Origin of the sequence: Acinetobacter sp. YH12134 (genome assembly GCF_013418555.1) — a bacterium.
GTDB classification, from domain to species: domain Bacteria; phylum Pseudomonadota; class Gammaproteobacteria; order Pseudomonadales; family Moraxellaceae; genus Acinetobacter; species Acinetobacter indicus.
Genome location: NZ_VPBT01000006.1, coordinates 45,019 through 64,184, shown reverse-complemented (window position 1 = coordinate 64,184; position 19,166 = coordinate 45,019). Strand labels below are relative to the sequence as shown.

Below are 19,166 nucleotides of genomic sequence, written 5' to 3'. Positions count from 1 at the left end.
TGCTGAATGAAACCTCTTGCTTTTGTATGTGCTGCTTTGTTATCTCCTGTGGCGTATGCCGCGACGTCTTCTCCTGAATCTTCAACGCCGGCACAGTTGTATATCCAGCGTGCTGAACAGCAGCAACTGGCACAGCAAAATACCTGGCAACGCTTAATGTATGCCAATACTTCCGGGCAGAGTACTGTCAGCTATGCCGGCTATTTTTTAACAGAGGCCAAAACACCCGATTTAAATCAGGAATTACAGGCGCATATTGCAGCGCTGTTTCAGCAGGCCGAGCCAAATCAATCGGTACAATGCCGTTTTCCGGCACGTAGCCGCTGGCTGGTGCAACAACTGAATATTCCACAGACGGAACTGGCTGCCGTGGCCTGTCCGGAACTGGATGAATGGATTGGCCAGATTCGTCCGTACAAAACCACTTTAATTTATGCCACCGATTTTATGGGCAATCCCAGCTCCATGTTCGGGCATACCTTGCTGCGACTGGACCCGAAAGATCAGCAGGAACTGAACCTGATTTCCTATGCGGTGAATTATGCGGCCACAGTGCCGGGTGAGCAAAGCTGGTCCTATGCCTGGAAAGGTCTGACCGGACAGTATCCGGGTGAATATTCCCTCATGCCGTATTACCGCAAGGTTAAGGAATATGGTGATCTGGAAAGCCGCGATTTATGGGAATACGAGCTGGATTTAAGCCCGGATGAAACCCGTTTTCTGGTGGAACATATCTGGGAAATGAAGCACGTCAGCTTTCCCTATTATTTTGTCAGTGATAACTGTGCCTATCGTTTATTGGGCCTGATTGATCTGGTCCGTCCAGAGCTGAATTTACAGCAACAGTTTAAAGTGGCGTCGATTCCGGTTGAAACCATCAAGGCGCTGGCAGATTCAGATCTGGTCAAAGACACCGTGTATCGCCCGGCGCTGGAAACCCAATTACTGGCTCAAGCCCGCCAGCATGGTACAGACCTGGCGCAAGCGGCACATCAGCTGGCTTTTGCCGAATCTACCGATTTAAATACGTTATTGCAGCCTTATACCGCATTAGAGCAGGCCAAAATACTGGAAATGGCCTACGATGATCTGTACCTGCAGTTTTTAGCCCGCAAGGTCGAAACCGGTTTTGCCCAGCCACGTTTACGCCAATTACTCAGCCTGCGAAGCCAGCTTCAGGTCGACAAGCAGCGCCGCGCGCCGGACGTCCCAAACGTTGATCCAAGCCAGGGCCATCATGCGCGTAATCTGACGTTAAGCACTGGTGAAGTGCAGGGACAATCCTTTATCGAACTGGGCCATCGGCAAGCCTATCATGATCTGCTCGATCCGCAAGGTGGTTTTCGTACCGGGACTCAATTGCTATTTTTACAGGGTGCGCTGCAATATCGGGATGAAACCCTAAAACTGAGTCAGCTCGATGTGCTGGCGGTGAACTCCTATAACCCGATTACGCCGTTTAAAACACCATTGTCCTGGGGTTTTAATCTGGGCTGGACCCAGGAAGCGCTCGATCAGCATGGTCAGTTCAGCACTCAGGAACAGCATGGTGTAGCCAATTTACAGGTCCAGATGGGCTATAGCTGGGCCAGTGCCGACCGTGAGCATATTTGCTATGCCCAGCTACAAAACCATCTACAGGCCGGTAAAGCACTGGGTCGTGGCTGGCGCGTGGGTGTCGGACCCACCTTGGGCTGCCAGAATATCTGGAGTCCGCAGCTGAATAGCGTGCTGCAAGTAGAATTACCGTATTGGGAAGATACCCAGCAATGGAATTTGAGACTGCACAGCCAGCTGCAATATGTGCTGAATCCGCAGCATGCGATTCGTCTGGGCTGGGAATATCAGCAGCAGGATCAACAGGACTGGCATCAGACCAGTCTTGGTTATGCCTGGTTCTTTTAAGCTGAAGTCGTGAAGTCAGGCTTGAAAATCCAGATTGTTATTAAGTGAATATTCATTTAATTCACAAAAGAATTGTCTTATGTGACAGCTGCGTTAAAATCTGCGCTGTAATTCATCTGTGTGAGGCGGTTGTATGAACCAAGAGCGTATAGAGGAACTTGCAGCGCAGTGGCAGGCGATTTGCGGGCAATTTTCTGAAACCGATTTAAGCTATAGCTTCGAGTTCATTCAACAGCATGTCACGGTGCTGGTGGCCGAATTTTATCGACAGATGATGCAGGAGCAGGAAGCCTCCTATTTCCTGTCCGATGAACTGGTACGTAGCCGCCTGAAAAATGCTCTGCAGCAATGGCTGCTGGACAGTTTTGCGGTTCCGTTCAAGCAGGATTTTAAAGTCATTGTCACCAAGCAGCTGAAAGTCGGGGAAGTGCATGCGCGTATTGGCGTTCCCTCCTGGCTGATTATTCGCGGCATCCGCGAAATCCAGCGCAAAAGTTTTGCCTTTTTTCTGCAAACCCCGCAGGCCGATGTACTGGCTGCTGCCGATTATATGACTCAGGTGCTGAGCCTGGCCGCAGAAATCATGTGCCGCACTTATGAGGCCAAGGTAGAAATTCATAATGATATGAAACACACCTACCGTCTGTTTTCTGCCATGCAGGATGTGGCCGTGCAAAAAGACCGCCAGCGCGGTTGTCTGCTGGACTGGGAAAATGAGCTGATGTTTAAAGCCTTTTCTGATCAGTCACCGCTGTTTCATCCGCCACTTTCCAAATCTGAATTTGGCCTGTGGTTCATTCATAAAGCAGCCTATGCTTTTGCCAGCGCCGAGCAGGTGGAGTTTATTATCCAGCGGATTTATCAGGTGGATCAGTTGAACCAGCAGCTGCTGGACACTTCCAATCAGCAGCAGAAGCTGTTACTGATTCAGCAGATTCGCTGTAAAAACCGCGAAATCCAGCATCTGGTCGATCAGCTGTTTCAGGTGGCGGAATATATCGGCACGGGCAATGATTCGCTGACCCAGCTGTTAAACCGGCGTTATTTAAATACCATCCTGATTCGTGAAATCCAGTTCTCGCGCAAAAACCGCTCACCTTTAAGTCTACTGGCGATTGATGCCGATTTCTTTAAAGAGATTAATGACCGCTATGGCCATGCCGCCGGTGATCTGGCCTTGCAGTTTATAGCCGAAGTGCTGCTGGAATCGAGCAAGGGTAGTGATTATGCTTTCCGGGTTGGTGGGGAAGAGTTTTTATTGCTGCTGGTCGATAGTGACTGGAACCGGGCCCAGATGATTGCCGAAACCATCCGTCGCCGGGTTGAAGATACCCCAATCCGTTCTGCTGAAGGTGAGAGTTTTAAATTTACCGTGAGTATTGGCGCAGTGCAGTATGATGGCCATCCGGATTATCAGCGTTTTCTGGATGCCGCAGATGCAGCCTTATATAGCGCCAAAAATGCCGGACGTAATCAGGTCTATCTGGCCAAATAAGCCTTTTAAGTCTCATCCCGGCATGAAAAAACGCCCAAAACTGTCGGGCGTTTTTTATATCAAAGCAGCAAGATAAAACCAGCCAAAACATCAAAAAGCTCAAGCGGTATTTTAGGCCTCAACCACCACATAATATTTTTTCACTGCTGCAACCACTTCAAAGGTACCGACAAAACCCGGTGGAATAATTCCGGCCTGACCGGCGGTAACTTCAATATATTGTCCGTGCTGGTCATGAATACGCACCACGCCTTCAATCACATTAAAGAATTCCTGTTTATTGTCAGCAAAGACAATATTCCAGGCGCCGACTTCGCACTGCCAGATGCCACAGCTCATATTGGGATGTTCATAGGCACTATAGGTATCACGTTTGGGATTGCCTTTGACCAAACGATCCGGACGCGGGAAGTCGACACTGCATTCACTTTGGGTCAGGCCCTGACCGGCTAAATAAATTGAAGACATTTGCATTCCTTAAAATAATAGGGAAACCAGCGGTAGTATAAGAAACAGGACATAAAAAAGCCCCAACAGATGTCGAGGCTCCAGCATTATTTAGGTTTAGTAACTTTCAGGTACGGCACTTAAAAATTCACGGCGTGCATCTTTATCAGTTTTAAAGTCACCAATAAATGACACGGTACGTGTGGTCGATTCCTGCTTGCCAACACCACGCATCATCATGCACATGTGTGCAGAGTCAATCACCACCGCAACACCGCGGGCTTTGGTCACTTCAGCCACGGCTTCTGCAATCTGCTGGGTCAGGTTTTCCTGAATCTGTAAACGGCGCGCAAACATTTCAGTAATACGGGCAAATTTAGACAGTCCCAAAACATTGCCTTCCGGTAAATAGGCAATATGCACACGGCCATAAAATGGCAGCAGGTGATGCTCGCATAGCGAATAGAATTCGATATTTTTGACCAGCACCATTTCACGGTTATCAGACGGGAACACGGCGTTGTTGGTCACTTCAGCCAACGTCTGGCTATAACCCGAGGTTAAATACGAAAATGCTTTAGCAGCACGCATAGGCGTATCTTTGAGACCAGGGCGATTTAAATCTTCACCAACGGCAGTAAGAATGTTTGCGTAGGATTGCTGCATAGACATAAGACGTGTTCACTTACACTGATATTGAACAAGGACGGCATTGTAGCAGAAAACCGCAACAATGCCTGCTTTTGAGGAAAAATCCGCTTATTGTTTAAACTTTGGATTCTTTTCTGCACGTTTTAGCAGAACCAGCACCGCACCGGTGCCGCCCTGTTTTTCCGGCGCACTGACAAAGGCCAGAACATCGCGATGCTGACGTAACCAGCCATTGACATAGGTTTTTAAAATGGCTTCCGGGCCTTTCCCATGCACAATTTTAATCACGTTCTGATTTTCATCTTTGGCCATCTGAATAATTTGCAGCACGGCCACCCGGGCTTCTTCCACGGTACAGCCATGCAGGTCGACCGCTTCAAACCAGCGCAAATTGCCAGCTTTTAAATCTTCAAACACCTTATGCTGCAAGGTGGCAATGCGGTAGCTTAAACTGGCCTGACTGCCCACCGGATTGAGCATGGCTTGCGTGTCCGACAAAATGGTCTCATTAGTTTGCATGGGGCCTTCGGCGGCTGCGCGTTTAGCCAGGGTCTGGGCATCCAGCTTTTTCTTGGTCGGTTGGTTCACCTGCGCGATATTGCCATGATCCATTTTTTGGACCCCACGCATTTCTTTTTGAAACAGCTCAAAATCTTCGGCCTGTTCCTGTTCGGCAGTTTTGATGGCCGGCGCTGCCGGCTCTACGCGCGGATGCGGATTACTGATCTGCTTTTTAAAGTCTTTGAGTAATTTAAACTGTTCTTTCGATAGCGAAGAATCGTGTTTGCTCATAATCGAAAATAGGAGGATAAAATTTCAATCCAGTATAGTCTGAATTACGCCTGATTTGAACTGAAACGGATTCAGCTTGGCGCTGCATCTGGCTTGAAATGAGAGATGTTAAGATGGGGCGATATAGGAAGATGACCGCCCTATGAAAGTAGGGCAGTGAAATTGCACAGTTCAGGATAAACCTGCCTCCTGAACTGCACCAAGACTTAGACCTTTTGCGGCGTACCAAACAGCTCGCTAAAGGCCTGATCCGGACACGGTTGTTTCATAAAGCTTTCACCGACCAGGAAGGCATGAATGTCATGCTCCTGCATCATCTTGACATCTGCCGGGGTGGCAATACCGCTTTCGGTTACCAGTAAACGTGCTGGATCGAGTAATTTTTTCAGACGCAATGAGGTGTTTAAATCCACATCAAAGGTTTTTAAATTACGGTTGTTCACGCCAAGCAGACAGCGATCACTTAAACGCAAAGCGCGTTCCAGCTCTTCTTCGTCATGCACCTCAACCAGTACATCCAGATTGTGTTCAAATGCGGTTTTCGACATTTCTTCCAGTTGCTGGTCTGACAGGCAGGCTACAATCAGCAAGATACAGTCGGCATGTAGCGCACGAGCTTCAACCACACCATAAGGATCAATCAGGAAGTCTTTCCGCAGTGCAGGCAGGCTGCAATGGTTACGGGCCAGCGCGATATTTTCATCAGCGCCCTGGAAAAAATCGACATCGGTCAGTACAGACAGACAGGCAGCACCGGCAGCTTCATATTGCTGGGCAATTTCAGCCGGATTAAAGTTTTCACGAATAATCCCTTTAGATGGCGAGGCCTTTTTTATTTCTGCAATCACGCCCGGACGTTTGCTTTTCAAGCTTTGGGCAAAACCGCGCACCGGTGTGGCGGCCTGGGCCAGTTGTTCCAGATCATTCAGACTGCGCTGTTTCAGACGTGCAGCAAACTCTTCCTGTTTGCGATCAACAATTTTACCTAAAATGGTATTTGCGATATCCACCATGATTTTATCCTGCCGTCTTAAGCTTCGTACTGTTTTAAGGTTTTGGTAAATTCGGCCAGTACGCCCATTTTTTCCAGTGCCTGACCGCCATAAATAATGTCATGCGCCAGTGCCACACCCTGTTGATAGGTTTTGGTCAGACCAGACACATAAATCCCGGCGCCGGCATTCAGGGCAATCATGTTGGCCGCTTTTTCACCGCGTTCAGATTTATTTTTGCCAAGTGCATCTTTAATCAGGGCCAGACTTTCTGCCGAGTTTTCCACCACCAGACCGGTGAGGGTTTGCGATTCAATGCCCACTTCTTCTGGAGTAATGGTCCATTCGGTGATTTCCCCATCTTTCAGTTCTGCTACGGTCGTGGCAGATGCCAGACTGATTTCATCCAGACCATCACGTGAATGCACCACCAGCACGTGTTCAGCACCCAGCTGGTTCATCACTTCAGCAATCGGGCGGCAGAGTTCGCTGGAGAATACGCCAATCACAAAACGTTTAACTCCGGCCGGATTCGTAAGCGGGCCGAGCAGGTTAAAAATACTGCGAATACCCAGTTCTTTACGTGGGCCAACTGCATATTTCATGGCTTTATGATGGTTCGGCGCAAACAGGAAACCTACGCCCATATCGCGGATACAGCGTTCAGTTTGCTGCATGTTCAGGTCAAGGTTAATTCCGGCCTGTTCCAGCAGGTCAGAGGAACCTGATTTGGTCGATACGCCCCGGTTACCATGTTTGGCAATGGTGGCGCCAGCGGCTGCAATCACAAAGCTGGATGCCGTCGATACGTTAAACAGGTTCTGGCCATCACCGCCGGTACCGACAATATCGACCAGATACGGAATATCGCTAACGTCAATTTTAATCGCGAACTCGCGCATCACGCGCGCGGCTGCGGTAATTTCATCAATGCTTTCACCTTTCAGGCGCAGACCCATCATCAGGGCGCCAATTTGCGCATCGGTGGCTTCGCCCGACATGATGGCACGCATCACATCTTCCATTTGTGGCTGAGTCAGGTGAATCTGTTTTGTAATATGATTTAAAGCTTGTTGAATATTCATGGTGTTCACTTTGTGCAAATTAGGCATAAATTTCTAAAAAGTTCTGGAAGATTTTGTGGCCATGCTGGCTCAAAATGGATTCCGGGTGGAACTGCACGCCTTCGACCGGCAATGTCTTATGTTTCACGCCCATAATTTCTTCCATGGAACCATCGGCTTCATTGGTCCAGCAGGTGACTTCCAGACATTCTGGTAAGGTCGCCTGATCAATCACCAGCGAGTGGTAACGGGTCGCAGAAAACGGGCAGGGCAAATTGCTGAAAATACCCTGATCGCTGTGATACATATCCGATAAACGGCCGTGCATCACTTTTTTGGCCCGTACAATGTTGCCGCCAAAGGCCTGACCAATACTCTGATGGCCCAGACATACGCCCAATAACGGGATTTTGCCGGCAAAATGCTGAATCGCTGGAATGGAAATGCCTGCTTCAGATGGTGAGCACGGACCGGGACCAATCACCAAATACTTCGGTTGCCATCGCTCAATATCTTCTAATGTGACGCTGTCATTGCGAACGACTTTAACTTCTTGATTTAACTCGCCAAAATACTGGACGATGTTGTAAGTAAAGCTGTCGTAATTATCGATCATCAAAAGCATGAGCTTAACCTGTCAAAATTTATGCACCTGACTGTGCTTGAAGAATTCCCTGAAATGCCTGGTTTTCCAAAGTGGAGGGAGGTCACAACACGGCTATTTTTCGAGCGAAAAAATGCGGGGAAAACGCAGTGCAAATCATCATAGCAAAAAATAAACATGTGCGGCTGAACATTTTCAAGCAGAATAGCTTTTATACAGATGAAATCTTTTAAGTTTATGGCTGAGCTGCATTCAGCTTGTGGCTTTTACGTGTCCGCTGTGATGTTGACCCCTCTTGCTGCCAAACCCCTAAAATGATGCATAATGACGCAGATTCACCAAAATGGCGCATTTTAAAATGGGCATAAAAATTTAGCTGAGCACGACTTGCGAAAAGCGCACAGAAAAGCACTTGAAGAAAAAATAAGCAGAAATAAATGAAAATCTGATTTTTACTGGAAAAAAGAGTTTTTATCTATAAATCACTCAATTAATCCAGTCTGAAATTCATTAGAAAAATTGCATGAAGCGCGAAATTGGCGAAATAAACAGCAGTATTATTAAGCTGTGTTAAAATGAAACCTGATTATTTGCACTATTTTGATACACACGAGAAATCTTTTGCAGGAAAAATCGCAAAGAGTGCTTGAATATGGTGCATTTCAGTATAGCCCTAGTATAATAGGCACAAAGCAAAATCCCTAAATCTTAATTTCTCATAAGAAATTCAATATTTTAACTTTGCTTTTAAAAGTTGGTACGGTAATTGCTTAATAACTGCCAACTACTAACACGCACTTGGGTGTGCAACAAAATATCATTGGAGCAAAATGAGCATGGCGAACAAGGTCCTTCAACTCATACAAGAAAGTGGTGCAAAATGGGTCGATTTCCGCTTTACTGATACTAAGGGTAAAGAGCAGCACGTAACTTACCCTGCAGACAGTATCGATGAAGATACCTTCGAAGACGGTAAAATGTTTGATGGTTCTTCAATTGCTGGTTGGAAAGGCATTGAAGCATCTGACATGATTTTACGTCCAGACGCTGAAACTGGTTTCATCGACCCATTCTTTGCGGAACCAACAGTTGTCGTGACTTGTGATGTCATCGAACCATCTACAGGTCAGGGTTATGAACGTGACCCACGCTCGATTGCTCGCCGTGCAGAAGATTACTTAAAGTCTACCGGTATTGGTGATACTGCATTCTTTGGCCCAGAACCAGAATTCTTCGTATTTGACGAAGTGAAATGGGACATCGATATGTCTGGCGCACGCCACACTTTAATTGCTGAAGAAGCGGCTTGGTCTACAGGTAAAGACTACGAGTCTGGTAACTCTGGCCACCGTCCACGCGTTAAAGGTGGTTACTTCCCGGTTCCTCCAGTTGATTCTCACCACGATATGCGTGCAGATATGTGTGCAAAAATCGAAGAGATCATGGGCCCAGGTCGTGTAGAAGTACATCACCACGAAGTTGCATCTTGCCAGTTAGAGATTGGTGTGAGCTTCAACACCATGGTGCGTAAAGCTGACGAAGTGCAACAGTTCAAATATGCGGTGTGGAACGTAGCGCACCAATACGCGAAAACTGCGACGTTTATGCCTAAACCAATGGTAGGCGATAACGGTTCAGGTATGCACGTGCATATGTCGATCTCTAAAGACGGCAAAAACCTGTTCGCGGGTGATGAATACGCTGGTCTGTCTGAAATGGCACTGTACTTCATTGGCGGTATCATCAAGCATGCCCGTTCATTGAATGCGATTACTAACCCTTCAACTAACTCGTACAAGCGTCTGGTTCCACACTTCGAAGCACCGATTATGCTGGCTTACTCAGCGCGTAACCGTTCTGCATCAATCCGTATTCCTTACGTGTCTAGCCCGAAAGGCAAGCGTATTGAAGCACGTTTCCCAGATCCAATGATGAACCCGTACTTAGGTTTCGCGGCATTGTTAATGGCGGGTATTGACGGTATCCAGAACAAGATTCACCCAGGTGAAGCTGCGGACAAGAACCTGTACGATCTTCCACCGGAAGAAGAAGCAAAAATCCCAACCGTTGCTCACAGCCTTGAAATGGCGCTGGAAGCACTGGCCGCTGACCATGACTACCTGTTAAAAGGCGGCGTGTTCACAAAAGAAATGCTCGATGCTTATATCGAGCTAAAAACTGAAGAAGTTCGTCGTCTGAACACGACTACTCACCCAGTTGAATTAGACATGTACTACAGCCTGTAATTTGACCTCAGATTCATGCTCAGAAAATCCGCGCTTGTCGCGGATTTTTTTATGGCCTTCATATTCATTGAGGTGAGGTAGATTGATGGCGAATATGACATTTGCGCTTTTTGGCTGAAAAGCCCATGGTTTAGTAACAGATTTCAGTTACACTAGGCCAAGCGATAAAAGGGGAATAAGTGATGCGCGGCCAACAGACCTGTCAATTTCAGGATCAGACCATTCCTGCAGGATTGAAGACATGGCTGTATGCACCAGGCTCCCTGACACAACAATTAACCGATCTGGCCGGTGGCCAGTTTCAGGTACAGCCACTGCGTGAACGTTTCCAGCGCCTGAGCTTTGAAGATGCCAAATGGCTGGGCATGCCGCATCAGCATACCTCCTGGGTGCGGGAAAGCTATTTATATGGCTGTGAAGAGCAGCCTTGGGTTCAAGCCAAAAGCATCTTTCCGATTTTAAGCCTGCAAAAAAAAGCACGCCTGTTCAAGCATATTGGTAAAAAGCCGATTGGCCAGTTTTTGTTTCAACGTACCAATCCGGCCTGTGAGCGCCGGGTGATTTTATTGCCCGAAGGCTGGACCAGACAGAGCTGCTATACTTGGCATGGCTGTAAATTTATTGTGCAAGAAAGTTTCTTGCCCAGCTTTGAGCAATTTCTACATTCTTCTTTTCAACAGCAACGTGGTTAAGGACAGTCATGGCAACTGCACATTCAATTACCTGGCGTGAGCGCTTGGAAGCCTATTACTATTTATGCCGTTTTGATAAGCCGATTGGTACCGAACTGGTGTTCTGGCCAACCATGTGGGTCTTATGGATTGCTGCTCAGGGAACACCGGCCATAGGTGTGCTGATTCCAATGATTCTGGGCGTGATCTTTATGCGTGCGGCAGGCTGTGCCATTAATGACTTTGCTGATCGTAAAGTTGATGCGCATGTTGAGCGGACCAAAACCCGTCCTTTGGCCACCGGCATCATTAGCGCCAAAGAAGCGGTGATGGTGTTTCTGGTGCTGGTTGCTGCCAGTGCCTGCCTGTTGTTGTTCTTGCCGCTTGAAACCTTTTACTGGTCGTTTGGGGCGTTATTTCTGGCCTTTATCTACCCGTTTATGAAACGCTATACTCATTTACCGCAGGTATTTCTGGGCGCCGCATTTTCATGGTCTATTCCTATGGCCTATACCGCGGTGGGTGCAACCCCGGATTTAACCTGCTGGTTATTGTACTTTGGCAACCTGGCCTGGACTGTGGCCTATGACACTCAATATGCGATTACTGACCGCGAATATGATCTCAAAATTGGGGTGAAATCGACCGCCATTTTATTTGGCCGTTATGATATTGAGATTATTTCTGCCTTGCAGCTGATCAGTCTGCTCCTGATTGGCGCGGCGTTGTGGATCGAAAATCTGTTCATGCCATTTGGTCTGGTGGCACTGGCTGTGGTGGCACTGGATTTTATCTATCAATGGCACAAAACCAAAGACCGCAATCCGCAGCAATGTTTCTGGGCTTTTCGGCATAACCGTTGGGTTGGGCTGATGATTTTTGCCGGAATTTTTCTTGCACTTCTCTAGGTTTATGCATTTGGTCTGATCTTGCAAAAAGCCAACAAAGCATCCGAGCAGGATGCTTTTTTTTATGCTTAATTCAAAGAACTCAGGCTGAGTACTTAACAACAAGAAGATAAAGAGGAATTCAAGATGACAACGACATTTAAAAAACTGTTATTGGCGGTAACCTGCTCCTCGGCGCTGTTATTTACAGCATGTGGTGGCGATGATAATGACTTTAACTTTATCCGTGACAAAACTTTTGTATCTGATGCTGCCTATACCCAAGATGGTATTGAAGGTGCGATCATCCGGGTCATGACCTATAAAATGCCAAATGTACGTGACCAGAAAACAGAAGCTACCGCCATGGTATTTTATCCGTCCGCACCTCGTCCGGTAGATGGCTGGCGTGTGGTGGTCTGGGAACATGGAACAGTGGGCATTGCTGATCATTGTGCACCGAGTCGCAACAGTTTAAATCCGCGTTTTAAGGCCATGGCGGAAAGTTTACTGGCCGCAGGCTATGTGATTGTCGCGCCAGATTATGAAGGGCTGGGCACGCCGGGCATTCATCCGTATTTACATTTAGAAAGTGCGGCCCAGTCTGCTATTTATTCAGTACGCGCCTTAAAAGAAGATCTGGGTGCACACATGCATGGTGCCTGGATGTCGGTGGGGCAGTCACAGGGTGGTCATGCCTCTTTAGGTACTGCGGAATTTGCCAATCAGGATGCCAATTATAAAGGTGCAGTGGCAGCAGCACCGGCTTCGAGTCTGGGTTATATCATTGCGGAAGTCGCGCCGGCGGCCATTCATGATCTGGAGCTGGCAGAGAGTGTTGGTCTGTATCCGGTTGGAACGGCCCGTAATGTCTATGCAGAACTGATGGCCTATGCTGCCTATGTCGCGGTCGGCATTAAAGCCTATGAACCGGACTTTAATTACCTCAGCATCTTCCAGCCGGAATCGCAGGATATTGTGCCAGAAGCCGAAGGCAACAATGGTGAAAATGGCCAATGTCTGGACGAGTTGATGCAGTCCTTTAGGGAAGATATAGATGCCTTTACTGAAAATAGTGGTCTTGCTGTGGCTGATTATCCGGGATTGACTGCAAATTTCCAGGACAATGCAACCATTAAGCGCTTCCTGGCCATTAACCAGCCGGCCACCAAAAAGCTGGATAAACCGATTATGGTGATTCAGGGTGAAGCAGATACTGCTGTGCCGGCAGCTGTCACCACGGCACTGGTAGATAACTTAAGAGAGATGGGGACGATGGTTGAATATGAACTAGTACCGGGTGCCTCGCATACCCAGGCCATTGTGCAGAGAAATGCCGAGCTGGTGCGCTTTATTCAAACCCATATGCCTGCGCAATAGTATCTTCCTGAAAAAAAACTCGCTGATCAGTCTGGAAGATCGAGGCTGATCAGCTCTCAGTGACCGAGATTTCGAGTTTGGTCAGTTCCTGAGTAATGAGCTGCAGCGCCAGATTATGGTTATTTTTACGGTAATTGGCATACAGATGGAGTGGCTGAACTTCAAAATCGGTTTCAATGATCGTGACATGCTCATCCAGAAAGCGCAGCAGATATTCCGGCACCAAACTGTAGCCCATCCCCAGATTAATCAGGTTAATATGCTGTAATACATTGGTGACCCAGAGTAACTGCTCGGCTGGCATCTGTTCAATCGGCACCTGCCGGGTGACCTGTTCATAAAACACCGGAGAAGCGGTTTGCTCGCACATAATCAGCCGCTGTTGCAGCAAAGCTTCAGCACTCATCCGGGACTTGGTCGGTGCAGATTTTTGCCCCGATACCAGATAGATTTTTTCTGACAGAATAGGAAGATCGACAAAATCATCCTGCTGAATGGCATAGCGGGTCAGGCTTAAATCCAGCTCGGCATTTTTCAGGCGCTGAATCTGCTCCAGACAGGTCAGACTCTGGATATGAATCTGCAGATTGGGAATGGCCTGTTTTAAGCGTTCCAGTATCAGTGGTAGTACTTTCAGTTCGGCCACGTTCAATAAGCCAATATGAATCTGGTTGTTTTTCTGATGCGCCACCTGACGCGCTGCGGAAATTGCAAGTTTGGCGTTTTCAATCGCTTGCAAGGCATAAGGTAAAAAGGCCCGGCCTTCATCGGTCAGTTGAATCTGCCGCGCCGAGCGATCCAGCAAACGAACCCCGACTTCTTCTTCTAAATCCTTAATCTGCTGGCTTAAAGGGCTGGGCGGTAAAGAGTTTATCTGCTGCTTTGGTAAAACTCTGTTCTTCTGCCACCGCTGCAAAATAGCGTAAATGCCGTAATTCCATGACTTTCATCCACTGTGCAGATCATCGCCCTAGTGTAACCCAACACGGTCTAAACTGCATTTCACATCAGCTGATGTGTTTTATCCAGCAGCTGACTAGAGCTAAAACCAATAGCACTATCGTTTATATACATAGAAATAGGCGGCCTGGATGGGGCGGATTACACTGCATACAAATATTCTGCAACAGATACAGCGGTAAAAGGCGTCCGGAATGTCTACACACTATGATACTGATGTGCTGGTGATTGGTACGGGGCCGGCGGGTTCCACCTTGGGGCTGGCCTTGGCCAGTTATGGCATCAGGGTGCAGCTGTTTACCCAGTTTAACTGGCTGGCCAACAGTCCGCGTGCGCATATTACCAACCAGCGTGCGATGGAAGTTATGCGTGACTTGGGCATTGAAGAGCAGGTCAAAGCCATTGCTACGCCGTGGCAGCAGATGGGTGAATGTTTACTCACCACCAGTCTGGTCGGGGAAGAAATTGCCCGGATGAGCTGCTGGGGCACGGGCGATGAACGTCATGGCGATTACATCAAAGGCAGTCCATGTCCCTTTGTCGATCTGATCCAGCCAAAAATGGAAGCACTGCTGGTCAAGAATGCGGCCGAACGCGGTGTGATTTATAACTTCAATACTGAATATTTATCACATACTCAGGATGAGCACGGCATAACCGTGACCTTTCTGAATCGGGTGACCCAAACTGAATTTAGCCTGCGGGCCAAATATTTAATTGGGATGGATGGGGCGCGTTCGAAAATTGTTGAAGAGCTGAAACTGCCCTTAGAAGGGGGGATGGCGCGTGCCGGAACCGTGTACGTCACTTTTAAAGCCGACCTGTCCAAATACGTGACGCATCGTCCGGCCATTTTACAGTGGATTGTGAATCCGGAAGCCAGTTTTGGTGACTTGGGCATGGGATTGCTACGTGCCATTCAGCCCTGGAATGAATGGATTATGGGCTGGGGCTTTGATATCAGCAAAGGCGAGCCGCAAGTCACCGAAGCCCAGGTTCGGGCGCGACTGAACACCTTTGTGGGTGAAGAGGTGCAGCAGGTCGAAATTGAAAAAGTATCTTACTGGTATGTCAATCAGACCTGGGCCACCCAGTATTCGGTGGGGCGTGTGTTCTGTGGTGGCGATGCGGTACATCGTCATCCGCCATCGAGTGGTTTAGGTTCCAACACCTGTATGCAGGATGCGTTTAACCTGGGCTGGAAGCTGGCTTATGTGCTTAAAGGCTGGGCCAAGCCAGCGCTACTGGACTCTTATAGTGATGAACGGGCGCCGGTGGGCAAGCAGATTGTAGCGCGTGCCAACCAGTCCCGTTTTGACTATAAGCACTTAAAAGCAGTATTTGGTTTTGATCAGGGTGTGCAGACCCAGGCCGAGATGTTGCAGCGGATTTTTGCGGAAACACCGGAAGCGGCCGAGATTCGGGAAAAGCTGTATCAGGCGCTGGCGATTAAACATTATGAGTTTAATGCTCAAGGGGTGGAGCTAAACCAGCGTTATTTGTCCAATGCCGTGCTGGCAGAAACAGATGAAGAAATCTTTGTACAGGACCCGTAGCTGTATTTGCAAGCCACCACACGTCCGGGTGCCAAACTACCGCATACCTGGCTGATTGATGCGCAGGGCTATAAATATTCCACCCTGGATATTGTCGGTAAAGGGCGCTTTACGCTACTGACCGGTTTATCGGGTGCAGCATGGAAAGCGGCAGCGGCCCGGTTAAAGCTGGACTATCTGGATGTGATTCAGATTGGTTCACGTGAACATCGCGATGTCTATGCCACCTGGCAGCAAAAATCGGAAATTGCCGATGCCGGTGCCGTGCTGGTACGTCCGGATGGCTATGTGGCTTGGCGGATGCAGGACACACCAGAACAAGGCTTTGATCATCTGGCCTGTTTAACTCAGGTTTTTGGCGAGATTCAGCTGAACCTCTAATCGGGTAGATGAGCAGTCTGACGTGATCTGTAACGCAGCCGTCTGTAGCCGTACAGGCGGCTGTGTTGTATCTTCAGGTTCAAGCAAACATCAACAGAGGCTTTGTCCTCGAAAATGATTTTGTTATATTGAGCGTCATTTTGATGCATCTGACAGAGGACTCTCTCATGACCGCGCCTGAACAGCAACGACCGAATCAGCCACCCAATACCAAAAAGATTATTCTGTTGGCCAGTTTAGGTCTGCTGATTCCTGTTTTTCTGGTCAGTATGGCGTTTCTGGCTGTCAACAGCGATGCGAAAAATCAGGAAAAATATAAACAGCAGCAGGCAGAGATGATTGCGCGGATTAAAGCGCGTGAAGCAGCTGAACAACAGCAGGCGCAGCAACAAGCTCAACAACAAGCCGATGCAAACCCAGCAGCTTCTGAAGCTGTAGCGCCTTAATTAAAGAATATCCTGCTGCAATTGTCTGATACTCGGAATCTCCGTGTATCGGATCACCTGATAGCCCGCCTCAAGCAACATGGCATCCCGCTCGGCATCTTCGCTTTCTTTGCCAATATGAGTGGGATCATCCAGTTCAATAATAATCACCACATTCATCTGCTGATCCAGCAAAACAAAATCGGTGACCTTGCGATTAAAGCGGGAACGGATCTTGTAGTTACTATTGGTAATTAACGCACTAAAAGCAACTTGAGCCAGAATATGATGTTCGGGAAAAGCCTGCTTTAAGCGGGCAAACATCTTGGCTTCAAACGGGGTAATGACTTTTTTCGGAAAATATTTCTGTTTGGGGCGCAAATAGGAGGCCGCCACCAGCAGCATCAGCACCAGTGTGGCCAGGCAGCCAATAAAGAAGAAAGTCGACTGAGCGCTATTGAACACAACACATACTTGTATAAAGAAAAAACCCACTCAAATGGAGTGGGTTTTTAGAATCTTGGCTCTCCCACCTGGGCTCGAACCAGGGACCTGCGGATTAACAGTCCGTCGCTCTACCGACTGAGCTATGGGAGAATCTGAAACGCATTCTAGGCGGCAAAGGGCAGGTGGTCAAGTCCGCGGCCTGAAAAAATGTAGTTTTTCAGTTTAACTGAATTAAAAATAAACGAATGAAGGCGTTTGGAAGCAGAAAGCTTGGTGTGTGGCTTTTACTGGTCTATGACGGGCAGGGTGCCGTGGTACAGGTAGGGGCTATTTTAGGATGATGATTCTCATTGAATCCCCCAATCTAAACGCCATAAAAAAACCCACTCAACTGGAGTGGGTTTTTAGAATCTTGGCTCTCCCACCTGGGCTCGAACCAGGGACCTGCGGATTAACAGTCCGTCGCTCTACCGACTGAGCTATGGGAGATTAGATGGCTCTCCAACCTGGGCTCGAACCAGGGACCTGCGGATTAACAGTCCGTCGCTCTACCGACTGAGCTATTGGAGAATCTGATGCGCATTTTAGGGAGGAATGCGCCGGTCGTCAACCAGATTATTTAAACAAATGAATCATTTGCCTTAGATTTATGCAGTTATTCCCTAAAAATAAAAAAATCACCCTTAAAGGGTGATTTTTTACACAGAAAAATAAAATTATTTTTCTACGCCAGCTGGTTGGCCTGCAAGTTTCGCGTTGGCATAATCCCAGTTCACCAGGCTTTCAAGGAAAGTCGAGATGTACTTAGGACGTGCATTACGGAAGTCGATGTAGTAAGCGTGTTCCCAAACGTCAATCGTTAATACTGCAATTTTGCCGTGCGCCATTGGCGTATCTGCATTTGAAGTTTTCATGATTGATAGTTTGCCGTTTACATCGTCAGCCACTAACCATGCCCAACCTGAACCGAATTGAGTTGCAGCAGCAGTTGCAAATTCTTCAGCAAATTTTTCGTATGAACCGAAAGCTTCATCAATTTTCGCTGCAATTGCACCAGTAGGTTTACCACCACCGTTTTTCGCCATACAGTTCCAGTAGAATGTGTGGTTCCATACTTGTGCCGCATTGTTGAAAATACCTGCTTTAGAAGCATCGCCAGCACTTGCCTTGATGATTTCTTCTAAAGTTTTACCTTCAAGCTCAGTACCTGCGATCAGGTTGTTCAGGTTCACAACATAGGTGTTGTGGTGCTTGTCATGGTGAAATTCTAAAGTCTCTTTGCTGATGTGCGGCGCAAGATCTTCGTAACCATATGGTAATGCTGGTAAAGTAATCGTTGTCATGTTTTCAATTCCTTGCTTATGCTGGGTTTTGAGTTTAAGTCGGCTTATTGTAATAGATTATTCAACAAAATTGCGCATTGCTTATAAATAACATTACACAATAAATCCTTAATTTATACGTATAAGCCAGCCTCAATTCATCTCACAAGTTTTAAATCGGATTATTCAATTCGAAATAGACATATTCGAGATTAAATTCGCGTGCCAGCGCCTGTCCCAAACGCTGTACACCGTAGCGTTCAGTCGCGTGATGGCCACAGGCATAATAATGGACGCCCAGTTCTTTGGCTTCATAAAAGGTACGTTCTGACACTTCGCCAGAAATATAGGCATCACAGTCTTGCGCTGCGGCTTTATGAATATAATCCTGCGCGCCGCCGGTACAGAAACCGACTTTGCGGATTTCGGTTGGATTGGCCGGTAAATGAATGGTATCAAACCCCAGTTTTTCACTTAACAGGGCTTTAAACGCTTCTGGTGACATGGCCTGTTTTAAATAGCCAATATTGCCAATTGGATGACGTTCACTCGGGTCCAGTGCTTCTAGTTGCTCCAGTCCCAAAATATCAGCAATGGCCGCATTATTGCCCAGTTCAGGATGTGAATCGAGCGGTAAATGATAACCTACTAGTGAAATATCATGCTGGATTAGGCTTTTAATGCGTTTACCGCGCATTCCGGTAATCGGGTAGGGTTCACCTTTCCAGAAATAGCCATGATGCACCAGCAGCACATCGGCCTGCTCGGCAATGGCGGCTTCAATCGCATCTTGTGATGCAGTTACCGCACACAGAATTTTTTTGACTTCCGGTTTGCCTTCAATTTGCAAGCCGTTTGGGGCATAGTCTTTAAACTCGGCTGATTTTAAGGTTTGATCACACCAGCGGATCAGGTCATGCAGCTTAGCCATAAATCTCTCA

General features: G+C 47.6%; 16 protein-coding genes, 3 tRNA genes and 2 pseudogenes. 8 read left to right on the top strand and 13 right to left on the bottom strand.

The features are described from left to right. Nucleotides 1–6 precede the first annotated feature (6 nt). Entirely contained in the window at nt 7–1,905 is a 1,899-nt protein-coding gene (locus FTU69_RS06025) for a DUF4105 domain-containing protein (protein ID WP_180103604.1), read from the top strand. 133 nt (nt 1,906–2,038) lie between these two features. Beyond that, a complete protein-coding gene (locus FTU69_RS06020; RefSeq protein WP_180103603.1) occupies nt 2,039–3,400 on the top strand; it encodes a diguanylate cyclase in 1,362 nt (453 codons plus the stop codon). A 111-nt stretch (nt 3,401–3,511) separates the two neighbouring features. Here the strand turns inward: FTU69_RS06020 and FTU69_RS06015 are convergent, their stop codons facing one another. From FTU69_RS06015 to FTU69_RS05990, 6 genes are all read right to left on the bottom strand, one after another. Then, entirely contained in the window at nt 3,512–3,868 is a 357-nt protein-coding gene (locus tag FTU69_RS06015) for a cupin domain-containing protein (protein ID WP_005176472.1), read from the bottom strand. A gap of 96 nt (nt 3,869–3,964) precedes the next feature. Continuing rightward, a complete protein-coding gene (gene folE, locus FTU69_RS06010) occupies nt 3,965–4,513 on the bottom strand; it encodes a GTP cyclohydrolase I FolE (RefSeq protein ID WP_005176473.1) in 549 nt (182 codons plus the stop codon). Between the two features lie 93 nt (nt 4,514–4,606). Then, complete coding sequence (locus tag FTU69_RS06005; protein WP_168381699.1) at nt 4,607–5,290, bottom strand: Smr/MutS family protein; 684 nt, start codon at nt 5,288–5,290, stop codon at nt 4,607–4,609. Between the two features lie 206 nt (nt 5,291–5,496). Continuing rightward, nucleotides 5,497–6,303: an indole-3-glycerol phosphate synthase TrpC gene (gene trpC / locus FTU69_RS06000; RefSeq protein ID WP_005176475.1), complete on the bottom strand. Its 807-nt coding sequence runs from the start codon at nt 6,301–6,303 to the stop codon at nt 5,497–5,499. Between the two features lie 17 nt (nt 6,304–6,320). Then, nucleotides 6,321–7,367: an anthranilate phosphoribosyltransferase gene (gene trpD / locus FTU69_RS05995; RefSeq protein ID WP_016659977.1), complete on the bottom strand. Its 1,047-nt coding sequence runs from the start codon at nt 7,365–7,367 to the stop codon at nt 6,321–6,323. Nucleotides 7,368–7,386: 19 nt separating this feature from the next. Continuing rightward, nucleotides 7,387–7,971: an aminodeoxychorismate/anthranilate synthase component II gene (locus tag FTU69_RS05990; protein ID WP_005176479.1), complete on the bottom strand. Its 585-nt coding sequence runs from the start codon at nt 7,969–7,971 to the stop codon at nt 7,387–7,389. 809 nt (nt 7,972–8,780) lie between these two features. Between FTU69_RS05990 and glnA the strand changes: the two genes are divergently transcribed. The 4 genes from glnA (at nt 8,781) to FTU69_RS05970 (ending at nt 13,134) form a co-directional block, all read left to right on the top strand. Next, nucleotides 8,781–10,196, top strand: a complete 1,416-nt coding sequence (glnA, locus tag FTU69_RS05985; protein WP_171065055.1) for a type I glutamate--ammonia ligase — start codon at nt 8,781–8,783, stop codon at nt 10,194–10,196. 182 nt (nt 10,197–10,378) lie between these two features. Beyond that, nucleotides 10,379–10,888, top strand: a complete 510-nt coding sequence (locus FTU69_RS05980) for a chorismate lyase (RefSeq protein ID WP_045795176.1) — start codon at nt 10,379–10,381, stop codon at nt 10,886–10,888. An 8-nt stretch (nt 10,889–10,896) separates the two neighbouring features. Then, nucleotides 10,897–11,775 (top strand): 4-hydroxybenzoate octaprenyltransferase, encoded by an 879-nt coding sequence (gene ubiA / locus FTU69_RS05975; RefSeq protein WP_180103602.1) that lies wholly within the window; start codon nt 10,897–10,899, stop codon nt 11,773–11,775. Nucleotides 11,776–11,901: 126 nt separating this feature from the next. After that, nucleotides 11,902–13,134 carry a S9 family peptidase gene (locus FTU69_RS05970; protein WP_127800416.1) on the top strand — a complete coding sequence of 411 codons (1,233 nt, stop codon included), beginning with the start codon at nt 11,902–11,904 and terminating at the stop codon, nt 13,132–13,134. Between the two features lie 49 nt (nt 13,135–13,183). Here FTU69_RS05970 and FTU69_RS05965 read toward each other — a convergent pair. Further along, a pseudogene (locus FTU69_RS05965) lies at nt 13,184–14,075 on the bottom strand (LysR family transcriptional regulator). Nucleotides 14,076–14,288: 213 nt separating this feature from the next. Between FTU69_RS05965 and FTU69_RS05960 the strand changes: the two are divergent. Further along, nucleotides 14,289–16,031, top strand: a pseudogene (locus FTU69_RS05960) (FAD-dependent monooxygenase). A gap of 167 nt (nt 16,032–16,198) precedes the next feature. Next, nucleotides 16,199–16,477, top strand: a complete 279-nt coding sequence (locus FTU69_RS05955) for a hypothetical protein (protein ID WP_045795172.1) — start codon at nt 16,199–16,201, stop codon at nt 16,475–16,477. Here FTU69_RS05955 and FTU69_RS05950 read toward each other — a convergent pair whose 3' ends face one another. The 6 genes from FTU69_RS05950 to FTU69_RS05925 form a co-directional block, all read right to left on the bottom strand. Further along, a complete protein-coding gene (locus FTU69_RS05950; RefSeq protein ID WP_005176498.1) occupies nt 16,478–16,921 on the bottom strand; it encodes a DUF2726 domain-containing protein in 444 nt (147 codons plus the stop codon). A gap of 56 nt (nt 16,922–16,977) precedes the next feature. Beyond that, nucleotides 16,978–17,053: transfer RNA gene (locus FTU69_RS05945), tRNA-Asn, on the bottom strand. Between the two features lie 263 nt (nt 17,054–17,316). Further along, a tRNA-Asn gene (locus tag FTU69_RS05940) sits at nt 17,317–17,392 on the bottom strand. 5 nt (nt 17,393–17,397) lie between these two features. After that, nucleotides 17,398–17,473, bottom strand: a tRNA-Asn gene (locus tag FTU69_RS05935). A gap of 146 nt (nt 17,474–17,619) precedes the next feature. After that, nucleotides 17,620–18,246, bottom strand: a complete 627-nt coding sequence (locus FTU69_RS05930) for a superoxide dismutase (protein WP_005176500.1) — start codon at nt 18,244–18,246, stop codon at nt 17,620–17,622. A gap of 151 nt (nt 18,247–18,397) precedes the next feature. After that, nucleotides 18,398–19,156 (bottom strand): Nif3-like dinuclear metal center hexameric protein, encoded by a 759-nt coding sequence (locus FTU69_RS05925; RefSeq protein ID WP_005176501.1) that lies wholly within the window; start codon nt 19,154–19,156, stop codon nt 18,398–18,400. Nucleotides 19,157–19,166: the final 10 nt, after the last annotated feature.